Annotated in this window: 25 protein-coding genes; 12 read left to right on the forward strand and 13 right to left on the reverse strand. The window is 67.2% G+C overall.

Translation table 11 applies throughout. From position 1 onward, the window contains the following. Positions 1-226: 226 nt before the first annotated feature. The 6 genes from ACZL02_RS16405 to ACZL02_RS16430 all read right to left on the reverse strand — a co-directional run bounded on the left by ACZL02_RS16405 (position 227) and on the right by ACZL02_RS16430 (position 5271). A complete protein-coding gene (locus ACZL02_RS16405; protein ID WP_472939330.1) occupies positions 227-556 on the reverse strand; it encodes an HPr family phosphocarrier protein in 330 nt (109 codons plus the stop codon). Between the two features lie 8 nt (positions 557-564). Next, complete coding sequence (locus ACZL02_RS16410) at positions 565-966, reverse strand: PTS sugar transporter subunit IIA (protein ID WP_472939331.1); 402 nt, start codon at positions 964-966, stop codon at positions 565-567. Positions 967-1358: 392 nt separating this feature from the next. Beyond that, complete coding sequence (locus tag ACZL02_RS16415; RefSeq protein WP_472939332.1) at positions 1359-1829, reverse strand: HPr kinase/phosphorylase; 471 nt, start codon at positions 1827-1829, stop codon at positions 1359-1361. After that, positions 1826-3538: a sensor histidine kinase gene (locus ACZL02_RS16420; protein WP_472939601.1), complete on the reverse strand. Its 1713-nt coding sequence runs from the start codon at positions 3536-3538 to the stop codon at positions 1826-1828. Before ACZL02_RS16420 ends, ACZL02_RS16415 begins: the two co-directional genes overlap by 4 nt. A gap of 238 nt (positions 3539-3776) precedes the next feature. Beyond that, entirely contained in the window at positions 3777-4475 is a 699-nt protein-coding gene (locus ACZL02_RS16425) for a response regulator (protein WP_472934352.1), read from the reverse strand. Between the two features lie 316 nt (positions 4476-4791). Beyond that, positions 4792-5271: a pyridoxamine 5'-phosphate oxidase family protein gene (locus ACZL02_RS16430; RefSeq protein ID WP_472939333.1), complete on the reverse strand. Its 480-nt coding sequence runs from the start codon at positions 5269-5271 to the stop codon at positions 4792-4794. Between the two features lie 349 nt (positions 5272-5620). Between ACZL02_RS16430 and ACZL02_RS16435 the strand changes: the two genes are divergently transcribed. The 5 genes from ACZL02_RS16435 to ACZL02_RS16455 all read left to right on the forward strand — a co-directional run bounded on the left by ACZL02_RS16435 (position 5621) and on the right by ACZL02_RS16455 (position 9497). After that, positions 5621-7231 (forward strand): phosphoenolpyruvate carboxykinase, encoded by a 1611-nt coding sequence (locus ACZL02_RS16435; RefSeq protein WP_472939334.1) that lies wholly within the window; start codon positions 5621-5623, stop codon positions 7229-7231. A 170-nt stretch (positions 7232-7401) separates the two neighbouring features. Then, positions 7402-7839 carry an alternative ribosome rescue aminoacyl-tRNA hydrolase ArfB gene (gene arfB, locus ACZL02_RS16440; protein ID WP_472934355.1) on the forward strand — a complete coding sequence of 146 codons (438 nt, stop codon included), beginning with the start codon at positions 7402-7404 and terminating at the stop codon, positions 7837-7839. Positions 7840-8019: 180 nt separating this feature from the next. Then, complete coding sequence (gene msrB, locus ACZL02_RS16445; RefSeq protein WP_472939335.1) at positions 8020-8526, forward strand: peptide-methionine (R)-S-oxide reductase MsrB; 507 nt, start codon at positions 8020-8022, stop codon at positions 8524-8526. Between the two features lie 207 nt (positions 8527-8733). Continuing rightward, complete coding sequence (locus tag ACZL02_RS16450) at positions 8734-9171, forward strand: Hsp20 family protein (RefSeq protein WP_472939336.1); 438 nt, start codon at positions 8734-8736, stop codon at positions 9169-9171. A gap of 59 nt (positions 9172-9230) precedes the next feature. Next, positions 9231-9497: a BQ00720 family protein gene (locus tag ACZL02_RS16455; protein ID WP_472939337.1), complete on the forward strand. Its 267-nt coding sequence runs from the start codon at positions 9231-9233 to the stop codon at positions 9495-9497. A 136-nt stretch (positions 9498-9633) separates the two neighbouring features. Here the strand turns inward: ACZL02_RS16455 and ptsN are convergent, their stop codons facing one another. The 6 genes from ptsN to lptC all read right to left on the reverse strand — a co-directional run bounded on the left by ptsN (position 9634) and on the right by lptC (position 15094). Continuing rightward, positions 9634-10098 carry a PTS IIA-like nitrogen regulatory protein PtsN gene (gene ptsN, locus ACZL02_RS16460; RefSeq protein WP_472939602.1) on the reverse strand — a complete coding sequence of 155 codons (465 nt, stop codon included), beginning with the start codon at positions 10096-10098 and terminating at the stop codon, positions 9634-9636. A 151-nt stretch (positions 10099-10249) separates the two neighbouring features. After that, positions 10250-10837 carry a ribosome hibernation-promoting factor, HPF/YfiA family gene (hpf, locus tag ACZL02_RS16465; RefSeq protein WP_472934359.1) on the reverse strand — a complete coding sequence of 196 codons (588 nt, stop codon included), beginning with the start codon at positions 10835-10837 and terminating at the stop codon, positions 10250-10252. Between the two features lie 310 nt (positions 10838-11147). After that, a complete protein-coding gene (gene rpoN, locus ACZL02_RS16470) occupies positions 11148-12656 on the reverse strand; it encodes an RNA polymerase factor sigma-54 (RefSeq protein ID WP_472939338.1) in 1509 nt (502 codons plus the stop codon). A gap of 146 nt (positions 12657-12802) precedes the next feature. Then, the gene (gene lptB / locus ACZL02_RS16475; RefSeq protein ID WP_472934462.1) at positions 12803-13552 is read right to left on the reverse strand and encodes an LPS export ABC transporter ATP-binding protein; all 750 of its coding nucleotides are present in this window, start codon (positions 13550-13552) and stop codon (positions 12803-12805) included. A gap of 226 nt (positions 13553-13778) precedes the next feature. Then, on the reverse strand, positions 13779-14387 hold the full coding sequence (locus ACZL02_RS16480) for an LptA/OstA family protein (protein ID WP_472939339.1): 609 nt from the start codon (positions 14385-14387) through the stop codon (positions 13779-13781). Beyond that, on the reverse strand, positions 14384-15094 hold the full coding sequence (lptC, locus tag ACZL02_RS16485) for an LPS export ABC transporter periplasmic protein LptC (protein ID WP_472939340.1): 711 nt from the start codon (positions 15092-15094) through the stop codon (positions 14384-14386). The genes ACZL02_RS16480 and lptC overlap by 4 nt, the downstream gene beginning before the upstream one ends. 284 nt (positions 15095-15378) lie before the next feature. Between lptC and sppA the strand changes: the two genes are divergently transcribed. The 3 genes from sppA to ACZL02_RS16500 all read left to right on the forward strand — a co-directional run bounded on the left by sppA (position 15379) and on the right by ACZL02_RS16500 (position 17363). Then, complete coding sequence (sppA, locus tag ACZL02_RS16490; protein ID WP_472939341.1) at positions 15379-16359, forward strand: signal peptide peptidase SppA; 981 nt, start codon at positions 15379-15381, stop codon at positions 16357-16359. A 207-nt stretch (positions 16360-16566) separates the two neighbouring features. Then, positions 16567-16851, forward strand: coding sequence for an integration host factor subunit beta (locus ACZL02_RS16495; RefSeq protein WP_472934364.1), 285 nt, complete (start codon positions 16567-16569; stop codon positions 16849-16851). Between the two features lie 152 nt (positions 16852-17003). Then, positions 17004-17363 carry a lipopolysaccharide assembly protein LapA domain-containing protein gene (locus ACZL02_RS16500; protein ID WP_472939342.1) on the forward strand — a complete coding sequence of 120 codons (360 nt, stop codon included), beginning with the start codon at positions 17004-17006 and terminating at the stop codon, positions 17361-17363. Between the two features lie 147 nt (positions 17364-17510). Here ACZL02_RS16500 and ACZL02_RS16505 read toward each other — a convergent pair whose 3' ends face one another. Beyond that, positions 17511-17996 (reverse strand): SRPBCC family protein, encoded by a 486-nt coding sequence (locus tag ACZL02_RS16505; protein WP_472939343.1) that lies wholly within the window; start codon positions 17994-17996, stop codon positions 17511-17513. Positions 17997-18249: 253 nt separating this feature from the next. On the opposite strand from ACZL02_RS16505, the gene ACZL02_RS16510 reads away from it, so the two are divergent. The 4 genes from ACZL02_RS16510 to acuI are packed head-to-tail and all read left to right on the forward strand — an operon-like array spanning position 18250 to position 21738. Continuing rightward, on the forward strand, positions 18250-19317 hold the full coding sequence (locus ACZL02_RS16510; RefSeq protein ID WP_472939344.1) for a class I SAM-dependent methyltransferase: 1068 nt from the start codon (positions 18250-18252) through the stop codon (positions 19315-19317). Continuing rightward, positions 19317-20201, forward strand: a complete 885-nt coding sequence (locus ACZL02_RS16515; protein ID WP_472939345.1) for a TrmH family RNA methyltransferase — start codon at positions 19317-19319, stop codon at positions 20199-20201. The genes ACZL02_RS16510 and ACZL02_RS16515 overlap by 1 nt, the downstream gene beginning before the upstream one ends. A gap of 5 nt (positions 20202-20206) precedes the next feature. Next, on the forward strand, positions 20207-20695 hold the full coding sequence (gene lspA, locus ACZL02_RS16520) for a signal peptidase II (protein ID WP_472939603.1): 489 nt from the start codon (positions 20207-20209) through the stop codon (positions 20693-20695). Positions 20696-20745: 50 nt separating this feature from the next. Further along, on the forward strand, positions 20746-21738 hold the full coding sequence (acuI, locus tag ACZL02_RS16525; protein ID WP_472939346.1) for an acrylyl-CoA reductase (NADPH): 993 nt from the start codon (positions 20746-20748) through the stop codon (positions 21736-21738). Positions 21739-21767: the final 29 nt, after the last annotated feature.

Consider the following 21767-nt stretch of genomic DNA (forward strand, 5'->3'; position numbering starts at 1 on the left):
GCGGGGGAGACAGGTTCGTAAAGGGAGGTGACCTCAGGTTTTCAGAACAGGCGGCTATGGAAGCGGAGAGGCATGGGTCCCCGCGCGATGCGCGAGGATGACGACCGTCTTAGGTTTGCGCCTCTTCGCAGCGGGTGATCGCTGAGCCTTCGTGGGCCGACTCCCGTGGGTTCGGCATCCGGCGCTTCTAGAGTGGATGGCGATCTTTGAGCGATACGTCTCGCCGCTACGCCTCTTCGCCGAACTTGTCGGCGACGAGGCGGGCGATGGCGTCGAGGGCGGCTTCAGCCTCGCGGCCGCTGGCCTCGACCTCGATGGTCGAGCCGAGGCCGGCGGCGAGCATCATCAGGCCCATGATCGACTGGCCACCGACGCTGAGGCCATCGCGGCTGACCTTGAGCTCGGCGTCGAAGGTTTCGGCCAGCTGCACGAAGCGCGCCGAGGCCCTCGCATGCAGCCCGCGCTTGTTGACGATCGCGAGCTGGCGTTGGAGCGGCTCGCCCAGGAGGGCGTTTCCGTTTTCGCCGTCGACCGCGCCCTTGTCCTCATCCGTCATGGCTGGCCTCATTTGCCGCTGAGAATGCGGCTGGCGACGTTGATGTATTTTCGGCCGGCCTCCTGCGCGATGCGCAGGGCGTCGGTGATCGACTGGTCCTGCCGGACGCTCGCGAGCTTGATCAGCATCGGCAGGTTCATGCCGGCGAGAACGTCGACATTCGTGCCGTCCATCACCGAGATGGCAAGGTTCGAGGGTGTGCCGCCGAACATGTCGGTGACGATGATCACGCCGGCGCCCCGGTCGGCGCGGGCGACGGCCTCGACGATGTCGTTGCGCCGCTGCTCCATGTCGTCCTCGGGGCCAATCGAGATGGTCTCGAAAGCCTCCTGCGGGCCGACGACGTGTTCGACCGCCAGCCGGAACTCCCGGGCGAGCTGGCCATGGGTGACGAGCACCAGTCCGATCATGCCGGTACGACTCCGCCCGTCCGGCCGGTCGCTTCCGTGGTACAGCGGCGGCGATCGCCGGAGCCTGTGGCCATGCCGGCCCGCAAGATCAAACTCGGCAGCATCGCGCCATCGCGGTTGGGAAGGGGAACAAGGGACGCACTCCGCACTGCTGCTTGCGACGGTATCCACGGATGGTGCCACCCGGCATCGGTTCCGTGACGGGCCACATGGCGTGGACCCGGCCAAAATGTCGCGTGACCATGCACCAGGAACGGGGTGGCTCGCAATGCTGCACGGCACACATCTCCATGAACCAGTCTGGACTGTGTCTCAAAAACGGCGGTTCCGGTCCTGCGGCTCAAGATTCACCGAAAGCTCGGCCAAGCATTCCAAAGAATAGCGCCCTATCCTTAACCCAAAATGCTGTTCTGGCGCTGTCCAGCCGCGCACCAGAGCAGGCTGTGCAGGATGTCGGCCCCGAGGGCAGCCTGCCGGGCCGGCAGTACGATGCGGCCGAGGACGACGCCGGCAATCTCGGTGGTCCGCGTCTCCGGCATCCGCTCGATCGCCTCGGGTGCCGCAAGTTCGACGACGAGGTCGAGCCGGACCCGCTCGATCGATGCGGTCTCGACGATGCCGACGCCGGAAATCTCGATCAGCCCGCGGATCGATGGCGGCGCGACCGCTTCCACCCCGCCGTCGGCGGCCTCGAGGAAAACCTGGTCGTCCGAGACCAGCGCCGCCTCGCGCCCCAAGAGCTCCGCCCGCCGCAGCAACGAGAGCGCCAGCGACGACTTGCCGCTCCGCGCTGCGCCACGGATCAGAATGCCCTGGCCCGATATGGCGACGACGGTGGCGTGGAGGTTGATCGGTGGGCTCACGCGGCCGGCAGCCGGACGGTGAAGCGGGCGCCGAGGAGCTGGCCCTCGGCGCGGGGGTCGGGAATGTTCTCCGCCTGCAGCGAGCCGCCATGCGCCTCGACGATCTGCAGCGAGATCGACAGGCCGAGGCCGGAATTCTGGCCGAAAGCCTCGCCGGAGGGTCGGTCGGTGTAGAAGCGCTCGAAGATCCGCTCGATCTTCTCGGCCTGGATGCCCGGCCCGTTGTCTTCGATGGTGACGACGACCTGCAGGCCCCGCCGCTCGATCGAGACGAGGATGCGGCCCCCCTCTGGCGGCACGAAGGAGCGGGCATTGTCGATGAGGTTGGTGAAGACCTGGCCGAGACGAAGGTCGTGGCCGGCGACGGCGTAGCCGCGTCCCTGCACCGGCGGCGCCACCTTGAGGGTGATCACGGTATCCCAGCCCTCCTTGGTGTGGGCGCGGGCGCCGTGGACCACCGAGCCGATGAGGCTCGACAGCTCGACCCGACCGACCATCTCGCGCGCCAGCTCGGCATCGAGACGGGACGCGTCGGAAATGTCGGTGATCAGCCGGTCGAGGCGGCGAACGTCGTGCTCGATGACCGCGAGCAGGCGCTGCTTCGACACCTCGTTGCGGGCGAGCGGCAAGGTCTCGACGGCCGATCGGAGCGAGGTCAGCGGGTTCTTCAGCTCGTGGCTGACGTCGGCGGCGAAGCTCTCGATCGCATCCATCCGCTTGTAGAGCGCATTGGTCATGTCTCGCAGGGCGCTGGCGAGATTGCCGACCTCGTCCGCGCGGTCGCCGAAGTCCGGGATCTCCTCGCGCGACTGGACGCCGCGCTTTACCCGCAGCGCCGCCGCCGCGAGACGCCGGAGCGGCGTCGCAATGGTCGAGGCGAGGAGGATCGACAGCACCACGGTGACGAGGGCGGCGACGGCGAAGACGCGGATGATCGCCATGCGCTCGGCCTGGACGATCTTGTCGATGTCGCCGCCTTGCGTCGACAGGAGGAGCACGCCGAGCACCGCCCGGAAACGCTGGATCGGCACGGCGACGGAGACGATCAGCTCGCCCTTGTCGGTGACCCGGACGACGGTGGCGGGGCCGCCGGTCAAGGCGTTCATCACCTCGGGATAGGTCGTGCCGGAACCGCCGGGCGTCTCGGAATAGAGCGGCAGGTCGCTGCGCTGGAAGAGGTCCTGCAGCCAGCTGACCACGCGCTCGGGCACGCTCGGCTCCTCGTCGGCGACCGGCGGCAGGTCGTAGCGCAGGATCTGGCCGCGGGAATAGAGATGGCGCGAGTCGAGGATCAGGTTGGCGTCGCGGTCGTAGAGGCGCGCGCGCGTGCGGGTCGGCGAGATCAGCCGGCGCAGGAGCGGCGCGACACGCTCCGGATTGATCGGAAAGTCCAGGCTGTCGGCCGAATCCATTCCCGGCTGCAAGGTGGAGCCGGCCTGCAGCTCCAGGAGCTTTTCGGGATCGAGCGTGATCGAATTGGTCTCGACCGTCGCCGAGGAGGCGATGGCGCTGGCGATGATCTCGCCTTGCGTCAGGAGGCTCTCGACGCGGGCGTCGATCAGCCCCGCGCGGAACTGGTTGAGGTAGAGGATGCCCGAGACCTGGACGATCAGCGCGACGAGGTTGAGGAAGACGATGCGCCGCGTCAGCGAGGAGAAGATGGAGTGGCCGAGCAGCCAGCGGGCCCGCGTCAGGCCCCGTCGCACCATCGGCAACCGACGCAGCCGTGTGCGGCCGAGCGCTCCGAACCGCCGCCGCCGCGTCGCCCCGTTGTCCCGCCCGGCATTGTTGCTTCCGCCATCGCCCTCAGCGTCTGCGACCATTCGAGTTCAGCTCATCCGTTCGGGGCCGTCGGGGCCATGCCGGCCGGTTTGCGCCGACCGTGCCGCCGTGCCCCGGTCCTGCGTCGGGGATCCACCGTCGCGGCCGATCCCGACGCACGCTCTATCAGACCTCGCGGAACCTGTAGCCCACACCGTAGAGAGTTTCGATCATGTCGAAGTCGTCGTCGATCGCCTTGAACTTCTTGCGCAGCCGCTTGATGTGGCTGTCGATGGTGCGGTCATCGACATAGACCTGCTCGTCATAGGCCGCATCCATCAGCGCGTCGCGGCTCTTGACCACGCCAGGGCGCTGGGCCAGCGAATGCAGGATCAGGAACTCGGTGACGGTCAGCGTCACCGGCTGGCCCATCCACGTCGAGGTGTGCCGCTCCTGGTCCATGACCAGTTGCCCGCGCTCCAGCGAGGCCTCCGGCACCGGGCCGGTCTTGGCGGTCTCGCGCGCCACGCCGCGGCGCAGGATCGCCCGCACCCGCTCGACCAGAAGGCGTTGGGAGAAAGGTTTTCGGATGTAGTCGTCGGCGCCCATCTTCAGCCCGAACAGCTCGTCGATCTCCTCGTCCTTCGAGGTCAGGAAGATCACCGGGAGGTCGGACTTCATCCGAAGCCGTCGCAGCAGCTCCATGCCATCCATGCGCGGCATCTTGATATCGAAGATCGCAAGGTTCGGCGGACGCGAGGTCAGCCCCTCGAGGGCCGAGGCGCCGTCGGTATAGGTCTCGACGCGGTATCCCTCGTTCTCCAGGGCGATCGACACGGACGTCAGGATATTCCTGTCGTCGTCCACCAGAGCGATTGTCGGCATCGAAAAACTCTCCTCGTCGTCGTGCGCCGGCGGGCCGATGGTCCGCGACGGCAACTGCGCGCGGCCAAACCGCAGCGGATTAGATCCTCGGTCACCGCCAACGCGCGCTATCCCGGGGATCCGACGCAGCGGCGGCCGACTTGCCTTCACGCGACATCATTCGCTCTTAAATGTGGCGGCCGGCTGAAATTGCCAGTTTCTCGGGCTTTGAGCTGCCAAAAGCAGCTTTTCCGCGGGAAGCGTCGCCGCGAGAAACGACAAACGGCGGCTCCGGGGAGCCGCCGCAAGAGACATGCGCAACCGCGCAGGTGCAGATTTAGAGGTCGACCTTCTTATACTCGGTGGTGTCCGGCCGGTCCTTCGAACCGAGATAGGCCTTCGCGAACTCCCAGGCCTGCTCGACCTTGCTCGCCTTCACGTCCCAGAGCTCGGCCTGGTCGGGGTCGATCACCAGCACGACGACGCTCGGGTCTTCCTTGCCCTGCGGCATCCAGGCCTCGGCCTCGGAGTCCCAGATCTTCTCGACCAGGGCGCGGTCGGAGGAAACGCGCGCGGTGCCGGAGACCGACACATACTTGCCATGCTTGGAGAAGGTCAGCGCCACGCCGTTATCGGCCTCGATCTCCTCGACCTTGTGCGATTCCCGGTCGGTCAGGAAGAGGATCTCACGGCGCTCCTGCGAGACCCGCGGCGCCATCGGGCGGGCCCGGAGCTGGCCGCCATTGCGGGTGACGACCATGCAGGTATCGAAGTCGTCGACCATGTCCCAGAAAGCGTCGGTGGTGTTCGTGGTCATATCGGATCCTTTTCCACTCGGTGAAAATGCCGGCGTCGTCCTGACCGGCTGCCGGCCCTTGCGGGCTGCCTGCCTGCGAGGCCGCTTCCCCACTCAAATGCCGGAAAGAGCAAAAGGTGCCGCCGGCCGCTCAACTCCGTGGCTTTGAATGTCGGGCAAGAGAACATCGCCAGCGCGGCAGTCAATGAACCGATTAGATTTTGTCCGCCCAACATTAAATCGATTAATACTCTGACTTCATTGGTTAATCTGAGAAAGGCGGCTTGCTCAACATGATGCAGCGCAGTATTGACTGGAGCACTTGATCGTGACCTGCCGGGGCGGGGAGCGCAGACGAAGGAGTGACGGCATGGACGAGATCGGGCTGCGCAACCGCGCCAAAGGGCTGGACACCACGGGACTGACCGACCTCGCCTCGGTGCGGTGGAACCTGACGGAGGTCGAGCTGACGGAGACCGCGATCCGCCGCGGCGAAGGCGAGTTCACCGCGCACGGCGCGCTGGTGGTCACCACCGGCCAGCACACCGGCCGGTCCGCCAAGGACAAGTTCGTCGTCCGCGACGAGCACACCGATCCGGTGATCTGGTGGGACAACAACAAGCCGATGGAGCCCGAGGCCTTCGAGCGCCTCTACGACGACTTCAAGGCACATGCCAAGGGCCGCGACCTCTTCGTCCAGGACCTCGTCGGCGGCGCCGATCCCGACTATGCCATCTCGACCCGCGTCGTGACGGAATACGCCTGGCACGCGCTCTTCATCCGCAACCTCTTGATCCGCCCGACGCGCGCGGCACTCGAGAGCTTCGATCCGGAGCTGACGATCATCGACCTGCCGTCCTTCCGCGCCGACCCCGAGCGGCACGGCGCGCGGACCGAGACGATCATCGCCTGCGACCTCACCCGCAAGATCATCCTGATCGGCGGCACGTCCTATGGCGGCGAGATGAAGAAGTCGGTGTTCACCGTCCTCAACTATCTCCTGCCGGAGAAGGGCGTGATGCCGATGCACTGCTCGGCCAATTCCGGCGAGGGCGACGACGTCGCGGTGTTCTTCGGCCTGTCCGGCACCGGCAAGACGACCTTGTCTGCAGATCCCAAGCGCACGCTGATCGGCGACGACGAGCATGGCTGGGGCGAGCACGGCGTCTTCAACTTCGAGGGCGGTTGCTACGCCAAGACGATCAAGCTCTCGGCCGAGGCGGAGCCGGAAATTTTCGCCACCACGCGCAAGTTCGGCACCGTCCTTGAAAACGTCGTGCTCGACGAGGCTCGCGTTCCGGACTTCGACGACAAGTCGCTGACCGAGAACACCCGCGCGGCCTATCCGCTGCACTTCATCCCGAACGCCAGCGAGAGCGGCCGGGCGGGCCATCCGAAGAACATCATCATGCTGACGGCGGACGCCTTCGGCGTGCTGCCGCCGATCGCCAAGTTGACCTCCGCCGAGGCGATGTACCACTTCCTGTCCGGCTACACCGCCAAGGTCGCGGGCACCGAGAAGGGCGTCACCGAGCCGGAGGCGACGTTCTCGACCTGCTTCGGCGCACCGTTCATGCCGCGCCACCCGTCGGAATACGGCAACCTCCTGCGCGACCTCATCGGCAAGCACGGCGTCGACTGCTGGCTGGTCAACACCGGCTGGACCGGCGGCGCCTACGGCACCGGCAACCGCATGCCGATCAAGGTGACGCGGGCGCTGCTCGCCGCCGCGCTCGACGGCTCGCTGAAGGATGCCGAGTTCCGCACCGATCCGTCCTTCGGCTTCCAGGTGCCGGTGGCCGTCGACGGCGTTGATACCGGCATTCTCGACCCGCGCTCGACCTGGGCCGACAAGGCCGCCTACGACCGGCAGGCCGCCAAGCTCGTCGAGATGTTCCGCGCCAACTTCGGGAAGTTCGAGGCACATGTCGGCAACGACGTGCTGGAAGCCTCGCCGATCTCCGCGCTCGCCGCCGAGTAGGCGCGCCACCCCCTGCTCTGGGAGGGCAGGCCCGCGATCGCCGTTCGGGAGAGCGGCGGTCGCGGGTCTTTTTGTTTTCCCGGCCCGCCGCTTGCCAGGCGCGGACGCCGCGGGCACATGGAGCCGGCGGGTGTAGCGGGGCCGCAGCGGGACCGCAGGGAGAAACGGCGATGAGCGAGGAAGAGGACGGCCTGCGCGTCAATGCCCGGCTGCTGATCCCCGGCGCCTTTCTCGAGGAGAGCTTCATCCGCTCGAGCGGTCCCGGCGGGCAGAACGTCAACAAGGTCGCGACCGCCGTACAGCTGCGCTTCGACGCGCGCGGCGCCCGGGTGCTGTCCGACGAGGTCGCGGTGCGGCTGATGAAGCTCGCCGGCAGCCGCACGACGAAGGCCGGCGAGATCCTGATCGAGGCCTCGCGCCACCGCACCCAGGAGCGCAACCGCCAGGATGCGCGCGACCGGCTGATCGCCCTGATCCAGGAGGCGCTCGTCCCGCCACCCCCGCCGCGCAAGAAGACGCGCCCGTCGAAGGGCTCGGTCGAGCGGCGGCTGACCGGCAAGCGCGTGCGGGCCGACGTCAAGAAGGGACGCGGCCGCGTCGACGACTGACGTTGGCTGCGGCCATCCCGATGCCAGCACCTGGCGGCCTTGCGGCCGTGGATCGTCCTGCACGCCGTCTACACGTCCGCGTGCTCGGCGGTGCCAGACGCCCGCTTCCTCTGGTGCGACGACCGAGAGCGGCTACATTATGCCGGAACGACCACCACCACTCGATCTCCGGAGGGCGCCATGCAGCGTCGGCAGTTTCTTCAGACCAGCGCAGCTCTTTCCGTCGGCCTTCTCGGCGGCGTCGCGCTTTTCGGTCTCGGCCGGCCCGCCGAAAGCGCCGAGGGTGATTTCCGCTTCAAGCTGACCGACGAGGAATGGCGCAAGAAGCTGACGCCCGACCAGTACACCGTGCTGCGCCAGGAGGGCACCGAGCGGCCGTTCTCCAGCCAACTGAACCACAACGATAAGCAAGGCACCTACAGCTGCGCCGGCTGCGATACGCCGGTCTACACCTCCGACACCAAGTTCGATTCCGGTACCGGCTGGCCGAGCTTCTACGCGGCGATCGCCGGCAATGTCGGCAACACCACGGACTACAAGCTGGTCTATCCCCGAACCGAAGAGCATTGCGCCACCTGCGGCGGCCATCTCGGCCATGTCTTCGACGACGGTCCGGCCCCGACCGGCAAGCGCCACTGCATCAACGGCGTCGTCCTGAACTTCCGGGAAAACGGCACAGCTTCCTGACGGCGCGGCGCCTTGGTCAAACTTGGTCGCGCCAACCGGAAAGAGAGACGGTTTCTTTACCGATGAGGCGGAACATAAGGCAGCCGGCTTTCGGGGCCGCAACCTGATTGAACTCGGAGAAAGCCGACGCCATATGAGGTGAACAGTGCCGGAGACGCCGCTTCCCTTGGGTCTCCATCAAAGTCGCTTTCACAAGGACTTGGCTTGATGAGCCGGATGACACCGTTTTCCAGTCCCTTTCTGCTGGGCTTCGATACCGTCGAGCGCACCTTGGAGCGCATCGGAAAAGGCGGGGAGGGCTATCCTCCCTACAATATCGAGCGCATCGGCGAGGAAGGCGAGGCCGGCCCGACAGGGTCGCATTTCCTCCGGATCACGCTGGCGGTGGCGGGCTTCCGCCCGGAGGATCTCGAAGTGACCACGGAAGAGAACCAGCTGACCATCCGCGGCCGGCAAGGCGACGAGAAGGACCGCGACTATCTCCACCGCGGCATTGCCGCCCGGCAGTTCCAGAAGAACTTCCTGTTCGCCGACGGGATGAAGATCATCGGGGCCACGCTGAAAAACGGCCTTCTGCTGATCGACCTCGCCAGGCCCGAGCCGGAGCGTGTCGTGAAGCGCATCGAGATCAATGTCACAGCGTGAAGTCCGATCCTTTGGATCGATTACGATTGCACTACGTTTGCCTTTGAGGAGACGATAAAATGACGAACACCATGCCGTCCAACATGCCGTCGACCATTTCCGAGACCGATCTCGCCGCCATCGGCGAAGGCCATGTGGCTTATCTTCGCCGCATGTCGTCCGACGATATCCGCGCGAAATTTCCGTCCGCCCAGTCGATCGCGCCGGGCATCAGCCTCTGGGCCCTCTTCGGCGCGGACGGTACGCCGCTCGCTGTTTCCGATGACCGCGGCAGCATTCTCGCCAGCGCTTCGGACAACTCGCTGGTCACCGTCAGCATTCACTGAGCAGCGGATGAGGGCAGTTCAGCCCTCAAGCAGCGACGCTGTCGCAGTGGACGGAATTGAAGAAACGGGAGGGTGGCGAAAGCCGCCCTTTTTTATTGCCGCGCCGAGAGCTTGCGGGACGTGGTCGAGAGGGATGTCAGGCGGCGTGCGGGGACCTGGCCTCGGTCATCAGGGAATAGATGGTCTCGGAGTCGCGCGACGAACGAAGCCGCGCCACGGTCTCCGGGTTGCGCAGGAGACGGGCGATCTTCGACAGGGCCTTCAGATGATCGGCGCCGGCGCCCTCGGGTGCCAGCAACAGGAAGACGAGATCGACCGGCTGGTCGTCCAGCGCGTCGAACTCGATCGGGCGGCTGAGGCGACCGAAGACGCCGACGAGCCGGGTCAGGTTGGAGAGCTTGCCGTGCGGGATGGCGATGCCGTTGCCGACCCCGGTAGAGCCGAGACGCTCGCGCTGCAGCACGGTCTCGAAGATCTCGCGCTCGGAAAGGCCCGTCTGCTCGGCGGCGCGCTCGGACAACTCCTGCAGCACCTGCTTCTTGGACGTGGCCTTCAGCGCCGGCAGGATCGCTTCCGGCACGATGAGGTCGCCGAGGTCCATCGCGATGATCTTGGCAGGGGAATGCGACGTCATGAGGCTGGAAATCCGTATCTGAGGCGGGCTGCCGGTGAGACCGCATCAACGGTTCCGCAGCACATCGTCGGACGGGCATGGCTCGCGCCAACCTGAGCGCGGAGCCATGCCCGAGGCTTTACGCCTCGGTCTTGTAGGTCGAGGGGTCGACCCAGCCGAAATTGCCGTCGGCGCGGCGGTAGACGATGTTCACCTCGCCGCTGCCGGCGTTGCGGAACACCACCACCGGGCTGTCGCGCCGGTCGAGCTCCATCACCGCGCTGGCCACCGACATGTAGCGGACCTGCAGCGAGGTCTCGGCGACGATCGCCGGTGCGTAGTCCTCCGGCACCTCGTCGATGTCGTCTTCCTCGGGCAAGGGCGCCTGCATGACGGTGTAGGCGACGTCGCGCTGCTGGCCGTTGCCGCCGGCATAGTGGTCCTTCAGGCGGCGCTTGTAGCGGCGCAGGCGCTTCTCGATGCGTTCGGCGGAATCGGCGAAGGCGACCTCCGGATCATGCGCCTCGCCGGCGGCCTGGAAGATCACGCCGGTATCGAGGTGCAGGCTGCAGTCGCTGGAAAACCGCGGTCCATCCTTCGACACCACGACCGTGGCGCTGAAATTGCCGTCGTAATACTTCCCGACCAGCTGGCCGAGCTTGTCCTCGATCCGCGTGCGAAATGCCTCGCCCACGTCCATATGTTTGCCGGATACCCGAACACTCATATTGCTAGCTCCTCCGGACATTCGATCCCGCTTCGACACGAAGTGGATCCGTCCCCTTGATACACCGGCCAGCTGGTTCTGGCCGGATCTTTTCGCGAAGAACCTGCGCCAATCCGGCCGGCGCGGCCTTCTCGATCGCCTTGGGTCCGACCGACGGTTTTAGGGTCGGCCTTCTAAGAACGATCGAACCTCCTGTCAACGCGAAGCACGGCTCTGCGATCCCCTGACACATCGCGTGATCGGGCCAGCGCGTGGCATTCTCCTCCCGCGCGCAGGGAAGAGCGAACGCGATCAGGAGCTTGGCGGGCGTTCAGGACGCGAGCCGCCGGGCGTTAAATTCTCGGCGTCGTTGAATCGAGGACGGAATACCCAGCCCTTCCCGATATTTCGCCACCGTGCGCCGTGCGAGGTCGACGCCCTCGCGCTTCAGCTTTTCGGCGATGTCGTCGTCGGAGAGGACCGAGCCCGGCCCTTCGGCGCCGACCATGGTCTTGATGCGGTGCTTGACGCTCTCGGCCGAATGCGCGTCGCCGCCGGAGGAGGAGGCGATCGCCACGGTGAAAAAGAATTTCAGCTCGAACGTGCCCCGGGGCGTCGCCATGTACTTGTTGGCGGTGACCCGGCTGATCGTCGATTCATGCATGCCGACGGCCTCCGCGACGCTCATCAGCGTCAACGGCTTCAGCCCGGTGATGCCTTCCATCAGGAAGCCATCCTGGCGGCGGACGATTTCGCTCGCGACCTTCAGGATGGTGCGGGCCCGCTGGTCGAGCGAGCGGACCAGCCAGTTGGCGGAGGCGTGGCAGTCCGAGATGAAGGTCTGCTCCTCCTTGTCGAGCCGCCCGGTGGCGATGCGCCCGACATAGTCGGACTGGACGAGGACTTTCGGCAGCGCGTCCGGGTTCAGCTCGATCCGCCAGCTGCCGTCGGACGCCGCCTCGACCACGACGTCGGGCACCACCACGTCCACCGCCGAGGCATCGAAGCCCTGGCCGGGCTTCGGGTCCAGCCGGCGGATTTCCGCGAGGATGTCCATCAGGCCGCTCTCGTCCTCGCCGGTAATCCGCCGGAGCGCCGCAAAATCGCGGCGGCCGAGGAGGTCGAGATGCGCGAGCACGCTTTCCATCACCGGGTCCAGCCGGTCCTGCCGGCGCAGCTGGATGGCGAGGCAGTCGGAAAGGTCCAGCGCGAACAGCCCGGCCGGCTCGGCCTCGCGCTGCAGCCGGGCGATGATGTCCGCCAGCCGGGCCGGCGCGATGCCGAGCGTTGCAGCGGTCTGCCCGACATCGAGGCGGAGATAGCCGACCTCGTCGAGCTGCTCGACCAGGCTCTCGGCGATCTTGCGCTCAAGCGGATCGCGGATCGCCTCCTGGATCTCCTGCAAGGCATGGGCGTAGAGCGAGGGTCTCGCCTCGGCCAGCGCCTCGATGAACGAGGCGCCCGAGCCACCACCGCCCGCGCCGCCGTCATGGCTGCTCGGCTGCAGCGGGCTGCGCTCGTCCGCCGGCGTGCCGGCGGCAGGCTCGACCGCCTCGAAGCCGTCATCATAGGCGTCGCCATCCTCGCGCGCGCCGGACAGAGCGGTCTCGCCGCTGCCGGCCTCGGCGGGAACGCTTGCCTCCGCTGCGCCCTCGGCACCCTCCGCGCTGCCGGGATCGGCGCCGGCGTCGGTCGCGAGCAGCGGGTTCTTTTCCATTTCCTGGTCGATGAAGGTTTGCAGCTCGCGGTGCGAGAACTGCAACAGCCGGATCGACTGCAGCAGCTGGGGGGTCATCACCAGGCTCTGGCTTTGACGCATCTGGAGCTTAGCGGAGAGCATTGAACACGCCTTGCGACATCCCGGACAGGATGGCCGGACAAAAACCCCGTCCGGGCCGACCGGCATCAAAGCTGGTCCGCATCTTGCTTGTCAATGCGCCCCCGGCTTTGGCCCGGCGAAACTGCCGCTCGGTCAGGCCTACCGGGTCAGAAGGTAAACTGGTCGCCGAGATAGAAGCGCCGGACGTCGACATTGTCGACGATTTCCTGCGGGTCGCCATGCGTCAGAACGGCGCCAGCATGCATGATGTAGGCGCGGTCGATGAGGCCGAGAGTCTCGCGGACGTTGTGGTCGGTGATCAGCACGCCGATGCCGCGCTGGGTGAGGTGGCGCACGAGGTCCTGGATGTCGGAGACGGCGATCGGATCGACGCCGGCGAAGGGCTCGTCGAGCAGCATGAAGGTCGGGCGCGAGGCGAGCGCCCGGGCGATCTCGCAGCGCCGACGCTCGCCGCCGGAGAGCGCCGTCGCCGGGGACTTGCGCAGGTGCTCGATGTGAAACTCCTCGAGCAAGGCGGTCAACTGGTCCTCGCGGGCCGACTTGTCCTTCTCGACCACTTCCAGCACGGCGCGGATGTTGTCCTCGACCGAAAGGCCGCGGAAAATCGAGGCCTCCTGCGGGAGATAGCCAATGCCGAGGCGCGCCCGGCGGTACATCGGGATCTGCGTGATGTCGTGCCCGTCGAGCTCGATCCGGCCGCCATCGACCGGTACCAGGCCGGTGATCATGTAGAAGCACGTGGTCTTGCCGGCGCCGTTCGGGCCGAGCAGGCCAACGGCCTCGCCGCGGCGCACGAAGACGTCGACATTGTCGACGACGCGGCGCCCGCGATAGGACTTGGTGATGCCGCTCGCCACCAGCGTGCCCGCGGTGTCGGTGCGCGCGGCGTCGCCCATCAGCGCATCGCGCGAGCCTGGCGCGGCGCCGATGATCCGCTGCGGGCCGGAGGCCGGGGCGCGGGTGTCGCGGTGCATCGGGGTATCGGTCATATGGCTAGGCCCACTGGATTGGGTTCGGCCCACGCGGTGCGGGCAATGCGCAACCGGCGGGCGTCCTGTTGCGGTAAGCGGTCCCGGACGAGACGCCGGGACGGCGGCCCTTGCGGGCCGCCAGCAGCGCGGCCTACTGGCCGGCGGGCTTCTGGTCCGGCGCCATCAGCATCTTGATGCGGCCACCGCCGTTGCCGCCGCCGCTGAACTGGGCGATGCCGGTGTCCATGTGGATGGTGAGCTTGGGTCCCCGGGCGACGTTCTCGCCTTGCGACAGCACCACGTTGCCCGTCAGCACGGCGAGCTGCGTCTTCATGTCGAAATTGGCGGTCTCGGCCGTCGCCACCTGGTCGGTCGACTTGATGTAGACCTTGCCGCTCGCCTCGATCCGGTCGATCTGGTTGTTGCCGCCGGGCAGTGCACCCTTGGAAGCCGCGAGCTTCGGTTTCGGTGCGTTCGCAGGGGCCTTCGCATCGGCCGCCGGGGCCTTGATGTAGTAGACCAAAAGCTTCGCCGTCTTGATCAACGTCTCGCCCTGCGACACCGAGACGTTGCCGCTGAAGGTCGCGAGCGCCTTGGCATCGTCGACGTCGAGCTGGTCGGATTCGATCGCGATCGGCTGGTCGCCTTGCACATTCAGGCCGTTGAAGGTGCCGGGCGCCTGGGCGAAAGCCGGCGCGGTTGCGCAGAGCAGGCCGGCCAGGACGAGATGGCGGGCGAAGGGGAGAAGCGGGCGTGTCATGGCGCTGAGCTTTCGGAAGGGGCGGGGCGGGCGGTGTCGGACGCAGCGTTCGCGTCGGTCGGAGCGTCTGAAGCGGAGGGCAGCATGGTCATCTTGACGCCGTCGCCGAAGCTCAAGAGCTTGCCGCCGTTTTTGACGGTGAGCGAGCCGGCATTGATCGTCTGGTTGGGCATGTCGATCGCCACGGGACCCTTGCCGACCATGTTGCCCGCGGCGAGGTCGATCTCGGCGTCCTTCAGCCGGATCGACATGCCATCGGTGGTGTCGACGGTGATGTCGTCGAAGAGATTAAGCTTCTGCGCCTTCTGGTCGTAGTGGCCGCGCGTGGCGACGATGTCGGCGGTGGTATCGGCGCGCACCCCGACGTTCGCCTTGATCGTCTCGAGATCGACGCCGCCGCCGTCGAGCGACTGGATGGCGCGCTGGGCGACCATCGAATAAGGCCGGCCGGCCTTGTCGAAGCCCGTCATCCGCGGGTCCTCCATGACGATGCGGCCGTTGTCGAGGCTGGCGGAGGAGATCGAGACGTCGTCCGGAAGGCTGCGCGCGAAGAAGGTGACGAGGCCACCGCCGACGACGATGACCACGGCGAGCAGCGGCAAGCCGACCTTCAGCACCCGGACGAGGCGCGAGTGCCGGCGGGCGCGGGCGAATTCGCGCTCCGAGCGGACATGATCGTGCTGGCCGCCGAAGACAGCCGTCGGCACCGCCCTGTCCATGTGTCCTGTGCTCGCCGTCAAACCGCTTGTCCTGCGCTTTCTGCCTGATGCTGCATCACGATGGCGCCCGAGCGCCAGGCCAGGCGCCGGGGCGGGCGGCGAACGAAGGTTGACCGTGACCGCTCCCGAGAGAGCGAGCCGGTATGCCAGCAATATGGGATTTTTGCGTCCCGTTAAAGAGAGGGGCCCCGCCCGCGTTTTTGTCGCGCTTGGCAAGCCCCTGGCGAAAGTCTATCGAACAAGGGTTAGCAAATCATGATGGTGGATGTGACTTGGCCTCTGCACAGGACCTGATCGACCGGCGACGCCTTCGGCGCAAGCTCGGCTTCTGGCGCGTGCTGGCGGTGCTTTTCCTCGCCGCGGCGGTCGTCGGCATCCCGCTGGCGCTGCGGTCCGCTGATGGCCCGCTCGGCGTCGGCAACCAGATCGCCCGGGTGGAGATCGCGGGCCTGATCACCGAGGACGACAAGCTGCTCGACCTCCTGAAGGACCTCAAAGACGACGCCTCGGTCAAAGCGGTGATCCTGCGGATCGACAGCCCCGGCGGCACCACGGTCGGTGGCGAGACGCTCTACCGTGCCGCCCGCGAGATCGCCAAGGTCAAGCCTGTGGCCGCCGAGGTCGGCACTCTCGCCGCCTCCGCCGGCTATATGGTCGCCGCCGCCTCGGATCACATCGTCGCCCGCGAGACCTCGATCGTCGGCTCGATCGGCGTGCTGTTCCAGTATGTCGACGCATCGGTGCTGCTCGGCAATGTCGGCGTCGACGTGAAGGCCATCAAGTCGTCGCCGATGAAGGCCGAGCCCTCGCCCTTCGCGCCGGCGAGCCAGGAATCGCAGGACATGATCCGCCGCCTGGTGATGGACACCTACCAGTGGTTCGTCGCGCTGGTCGGCGAGCGCCGGCCGATCGATCCGGCCGAAGTGCTGCGGCTCGCCGACGGCTCGGTCTTCACCGGGAGGCAGGGTCTTGCCAACCATCTCGTCGACGCGCTGGGCGGCGAGGACGAAGTGCGTTCCTGGCTGGAGAACGACCGGAAAGTCGCCAAGGGCCTCGAGATCGTCGACCGCAAGCCGGCGAAGGAGGATGGCTTCGGCTGGTCGCCCTTCGCCGAGGCGCGCGCCTTCGCCTTCGCCACCCTCGGCCTCGATCCGGCGGCCGAGACCTTGCCGCAGGCGCTGGCGCGGGGCACCGGCCAGATCAGCGGCCTCGTCTCGCTCTGGTCGCCCGGCGCCGGCTTCGGCGGGCGTTGACGCGGCCGTTGCGAAGCCGAAGAGCGATCTGGCATATTGATCTCGCCATCCCGCTGCCGTTAAAGTCGGTTTAGAGGTCACGCACCGCAGGCCGGCGTTCGCCGGAGCCGCCGACATCTGGCCCGTTCTCGGGCAGCATGGGCATTTCCGGAAATCGCCGTCGGCGGACGATCCGCCCCTTTCGACCCAAAGACACTGGAGCAGTCCGTGATCAAGTCCGAACTCGTGCAGATCATCGCGAGCCGAAATCCGCACCTCTACCAGCGTGACGTCGAGACCATCGTCAACGCCATCTTCGACGAGATCACCGACGCGCTCTGCGAGAGCAACCGCGTCGAGTTGCGCGGCTTCGGCGCCTTCTCGGTGAAGAACCGCCCGCCGCGCTCCGGCCGCAACCCGCGCACCGGCGAGTCGGTCGATGTCGAGGAGAAGTGGGTGCCGTTCTTCAAGGCCGGCAAGGAGCTGCGCGAGCGCCTGAACGACGGCGGCTGACCCGCCCCGCCGGCTCTCGGACCGGTCCGCCGGCCGGGCGTCGCAAGCCGTCATCGACACGGCGCGATTGACCATCCGCGCCGGACTGCCATATCGATGCTCTGGCAAGACCGCGTCCGGTGAAACCAGGACGACAAGCGCAGGGATGCATGATGATCTCCAGAATTCTGTCCTTCGTGATCCTGGTGCCGCTGGCGATCCTCCTGGTCGTGTTCTGCGTATCGAACCGCGAGGTGGTCACCATCTCGCTCGATCCGCTTGGCACCATGCCGCACTTCACTTTCGGCCTGCCGCTGTTCATCATCCTGATGGGCGCGGTGATCGTCGGGGTCGTCCTCGGCGGCATGGGCACCTGGCTGACCCAGGCGCACTACCGTCGCAAGGCCGCGCTCCGCAAGGCCGAGGTCGCACGGCTTCGCCGCGAGGCGGATGACGCCAACGAGCGCCTGCGCCTGCTGCGCGAAGAACCGGTCCCGACATCGACCGCCCTCGTCGCACCCCGCGCCGCCTGACCTGACGTGCGCCGACTTTCGGGGCAGCGCGTAGAGGAACGCTGCCCCGAGCGAAGTCTGCTGGCATTTAGCTTGGCCGGATGCTGAGGAAGTGCTGGGCTTCCGGCAATCAGGTCAGCGACGTGTCGCTCTTCGCCATTCCCTGACCTAAGCACCGGCTGGCTTCGAGACCCCCGGTGCCGGCTGCGTGCCTGCCGCAAGGTGGGCGGCGAAGGCGTCGAAGAAGCGCGTGGCGAGCTTGTTGATCGTCGATTCGATCAGCCGTCCGCCGAACTGGGCGATCCGTCCGGAAATTTCGGTGTCGAGAACGGCATAGTGCACCACGGTCTCATGCCCGTCTTCCTCGAGCCGGACGTCGGCACTGCCTTTGGCGAACCCGGCCATGCCGCCCTTGCCCTCGCCGATGATCGTATAGCGCGAGGGCGCCTCGACGTTTTCAAGCCGGATGATGCCGTTCAGCCGCAGCCGGATCGGCCCGATCCGAAACGAGACCGTCGTCTCCATGCGGCCGGGCGAGGTCATTTCCAGCCGCTCGCAGCCGGGAATGCATGCGCCGAGTACCGCCGGGTCGTTCAGCGCCGTCCAGACGGCATCCCGCGGGGCGGGCAGGCGAAATTCGCCGGTGAGATCCATATCCTCGTCCCTTCTGCCGCCTTCCTCGCTGCGGAAAAAGGACTGCTGCCGGCCAAACCGTCTGGCATCCGAAAAGGATGCGCCAGGGCCGTTCCATCTTTGCCGTTCCATCGGTCGAGGCGAGGGCATCCGTCCGTCATGAGGTCGGTCGACCCCCGTTCGGCTTGCCCTGCCGCGCGCCGGCGTTTTGCCAAGCGGCAGCCAAAGAGATAGAGGAGCCCATGCCGATTGTCAGCCGCAAGGAAATGCCCCGTTGAGCGGACCGCGCCGTCCCCGCAAAGAACCGCCGCCGTTCAGGCCGCGTGAAACCCGCCGGCGCGAAACGCCCGCAGCCGTCTCGGCGCCTGCCGAGCCTGCGCCGGAGCCGGCGGTCGCGCGCGTCGCCAACGCCGACCGGCCGCCGCTGCGCAGCCATGCCGGCGCGCGGCCGCAGGAGCGCCTGCCGGTGATCCTCACCGTCGAGCCGGATGGCGACTACGCCCTCCTCGACTCCGGTGCCGGCGAAAAGCTCGAGCGCTACGGTCCCGTCGTCGTGCGCCGGCCGGAGAACCAGGCGATCTGGCAGCGCCGGCTCCCCGATGCCGACTGGGAGGATGCCGATGCCGTCTTCACCGGCGATACCGACGAGGAAGGCATCGGCCGCTGGCGCTTCCCGAAGACGCCGCTCGGCGAGACCTGGCCGCTGGAGCACAAGGGCCTGTCCTATCTCGGCCGCTTCACGTCGTTCCGCCACACCGGCGTGTTTCCCGAGCAGGCCGGCCACTGGGCCTATGTCACCGCGGCGATCGAGGCGGCCAGGCGCCCGGTGCGGGTGCTCAACATGTTCGGCTATACCGGCCTTGCCTCGCTGCTCGCCGCCCGGGCCGGCGCCGAGGTGACGCATGTCGACGCCTCGAAGAAGGCGATCCTCTGGGCGCGCGAGAACCAGGAGCTCGCCGGCCTCACCGACAAGCCGATCCGCTGGATCTGCGAGGATGCCGTGCGCTACGCCGAGCGCGAGGTGAAGCGCGGTAGCCGCTACGACATCGTCCTTCTCGACCCGCCGAAATTCGGCCGCGGCCCGAAGGGCGAGGTCTGGCAGATCTTTGACGACCTGCCCCATCTCCTCGACCTGTCGCGCGATCTCCTGTCGGAGCGCCCGCTCGGGCTGATCCTCACCGCCTACTCCATCCGCTCGTCGTTCTACTCGCTTTCGGCGCTGATGGCGCAGACCCTGCGCGGCAAGGGCGGCACGATCGAATCCGGCGAGCTGATCATCCGCGAGGCCGGCGACGAGCCGCGCAGCCTCTCCACCTCGCTCTTTTCGCGCTGGATCCCCTGATGCCCGACGATCGCAACGACGACCACGCCGACCAGCCCGAACGCGCGCCCCGCCGGCCTGACCTTGCCGCCCCCGGCCGGGTAAAAGACCTTTCCAGCGTCTCCAACCCGATCATCAAGGACATCCGTGCGCTCGGGCTGAAGAAGCACCGCGAGGAGACCGGCCTGTTCATCGCCGAGGGGCTGAAGCTCGTCATCGACGCGCTCGACGCCGGCTGGAAGATCGAGACGCTGGTGGTCGCGAAATCCCAGCTGCATAATCCGCTGCTGACCAAGACCGCCGCCCGCACCGTGGCGCTTGGCGCAGACGTGGTGGAGGCCTCGGAGAAGGTGCTGGGCGTCATCACCCGGCGCGACAACCCGCAGAGCGCCATCGGGGTGTTCAAGCAGAAGACCGTCGGCCTCGACGCGCTCGACATCGGCCGCGACGGCGTCGTGGTGGCGCTCGATCGGGTGCGCGATCCCGGCAATCTCGGCACCATCCTGCGCACTGCGGACGCCGTCGGTGCCAAGGGCGTGGTGCTGATCGGCGACTGCGTCGACCCGTTCTCGCTGGAGACCGTGCGCGCCACGATGGGCTCGATCTTCGCCGTGCCGATCGTCCGGGCGAGCGAGGGGCAGTTCCTCGGCTGGCGCACGAAATTCCGCGGCCTTGTCGCGGGCACCCACATGTCCGGCACCACCGACTACCGGACGCCCGACTATGCCGCCAAGGCGACGCTGCTCTTGATGGGCAACGAGCAGGCGGGCCTCTCCGAGCCGCTGGCGAAATCCTGCGAGATGCTGCTTCGCATTCCCCAGGCCGGCCGGGCCGACAGCCTGAACCTTGCCATCGCCACCGGCATCATGCTGTTCGAGGTCCGGCGCAAGGCGCTCGTGCTGTGAGGATCATGCTCGCCGTCAACGCCTTCATCGTGGCGCTTGCGGTCGTCGCCGACCAGGCGATCAAGGCCGTGGTGGTTGCCGAGATGCCGCTCGGCAGCGCGATCGAGCTGCTGCCGTTCCTCGCGCTCTACCACGCCCGCAACGAGGGCATCGCCTTCTCGATGTTCGCCGGCTTCGACGACATCGGCCTCGTGCTGCTGGCCACCGCCGTGCTCGGCTTCGTCGCCTGGCTCTGGTGGAAGACGCCGGCCGACCGGAAGTTGACGCATTTCGCCTTCGCGATCATCGTCGGCGGCGCGATCGGCAACCTGATCGACCGCGTGCGGCTCGGCTACGTCACCGACTACGTGCTGTTCCACACGCCGGTCTGGTCGTTCGCGGTGTTCAACCTCGCCGACGCCTTCATCTCCGTCGGCGCAGCGATCATCGTCCTCGACGAGTTCCTGCTGGCGGGCCGCAGGAAGCAGGCGGCCGCCGAACCGCGCGGCGACTGAGGCCAGAAGCGGGGTATGGGCACAGCGCAGAACAGACAAGGAGACGGCGGATGAGCGACAGTTTCAGGGCGATCCTCGTCTCGCGCGGCGAAGACCGGGTGCAATCCGTCGAGATCGTCGAGATGACGCCGGACCAGCTGATGGACGGCGACGTCGACATCGCGGTCGACGCCACGACGGTGAACTACAAGGACGGCCTTGCCATCACCGGCCGCTCGCCGGTGGTGCGCCGCTGGCCGATGATCCCCGGCATCGACCTCGCCGGCACGGTGATCTCGTCGGCCAATCCCGACTGGGCGGCGGGCGACCGCGTGGTGCTCAACGGCTGGGGCGTCGGCGAGACGCATTACGGCGCCTATGCCGGGCGCGCCCGGCTGAAGGGCGAGTGGCTGGTGCCGTTGCCGGCGGCCTTCACGCCGATGCAGGCGATGGGCATCGGCACTGCCGGTTATACCGCGATGCTGTGTGTGATGGCGCTCGAGGCCGCCGGCCGCAAGCCGGGCGACGGCCCGGTGCTGGTGACGGGCGCCGCCGGCGGCGTCGGCTCGATCGCCGTGGCGCTGCTCGCCGGCCTCGGCTGGGAGGTCGTCGCCTCGACCGGCCGGCCGGCGGAGGCGGCGTACCTGAAGGGCCTCGGCGCGACCGAGATCATCGACCGGGCCGAGCTCTCCGCGCCCGGCAAGCCGCTGGCCGCGCCGCGCTGGGCCGCCGCCATCGACTCCGTCGGCAGCCATACCCTTGCCAATGTCCTGGCGCAGACCCATTACAAGGGTGTCGTCGCGTGCTGCGGGCTGGCCCAGGGCATGGACCTTCCGGCATCGGTTGCACCGTTCATCCTGCGCGGGGTTTCGCTTCTCGGGATCGATTCCGTCATGGCGCCCAAACCGGAGCGGCTCGAGGCCTGGCGCCGGTTGGCGGCCGATCTCGATCCGGCACGGCTCGCCGACATCACTACCGAGATCGGCTTCGACGACCTCATCGGCGCGGCGCAGCGGATCGTCGATGGCGGCATCCGCGGTCGCCTTGCGGTCGCCGTATCGTGAAGCGTGAAGGGCCGATAAAGGACGCAGTC

It is taken from the genome of Mesocryomonas fontinalis (genome assembly GCF_055730125.2).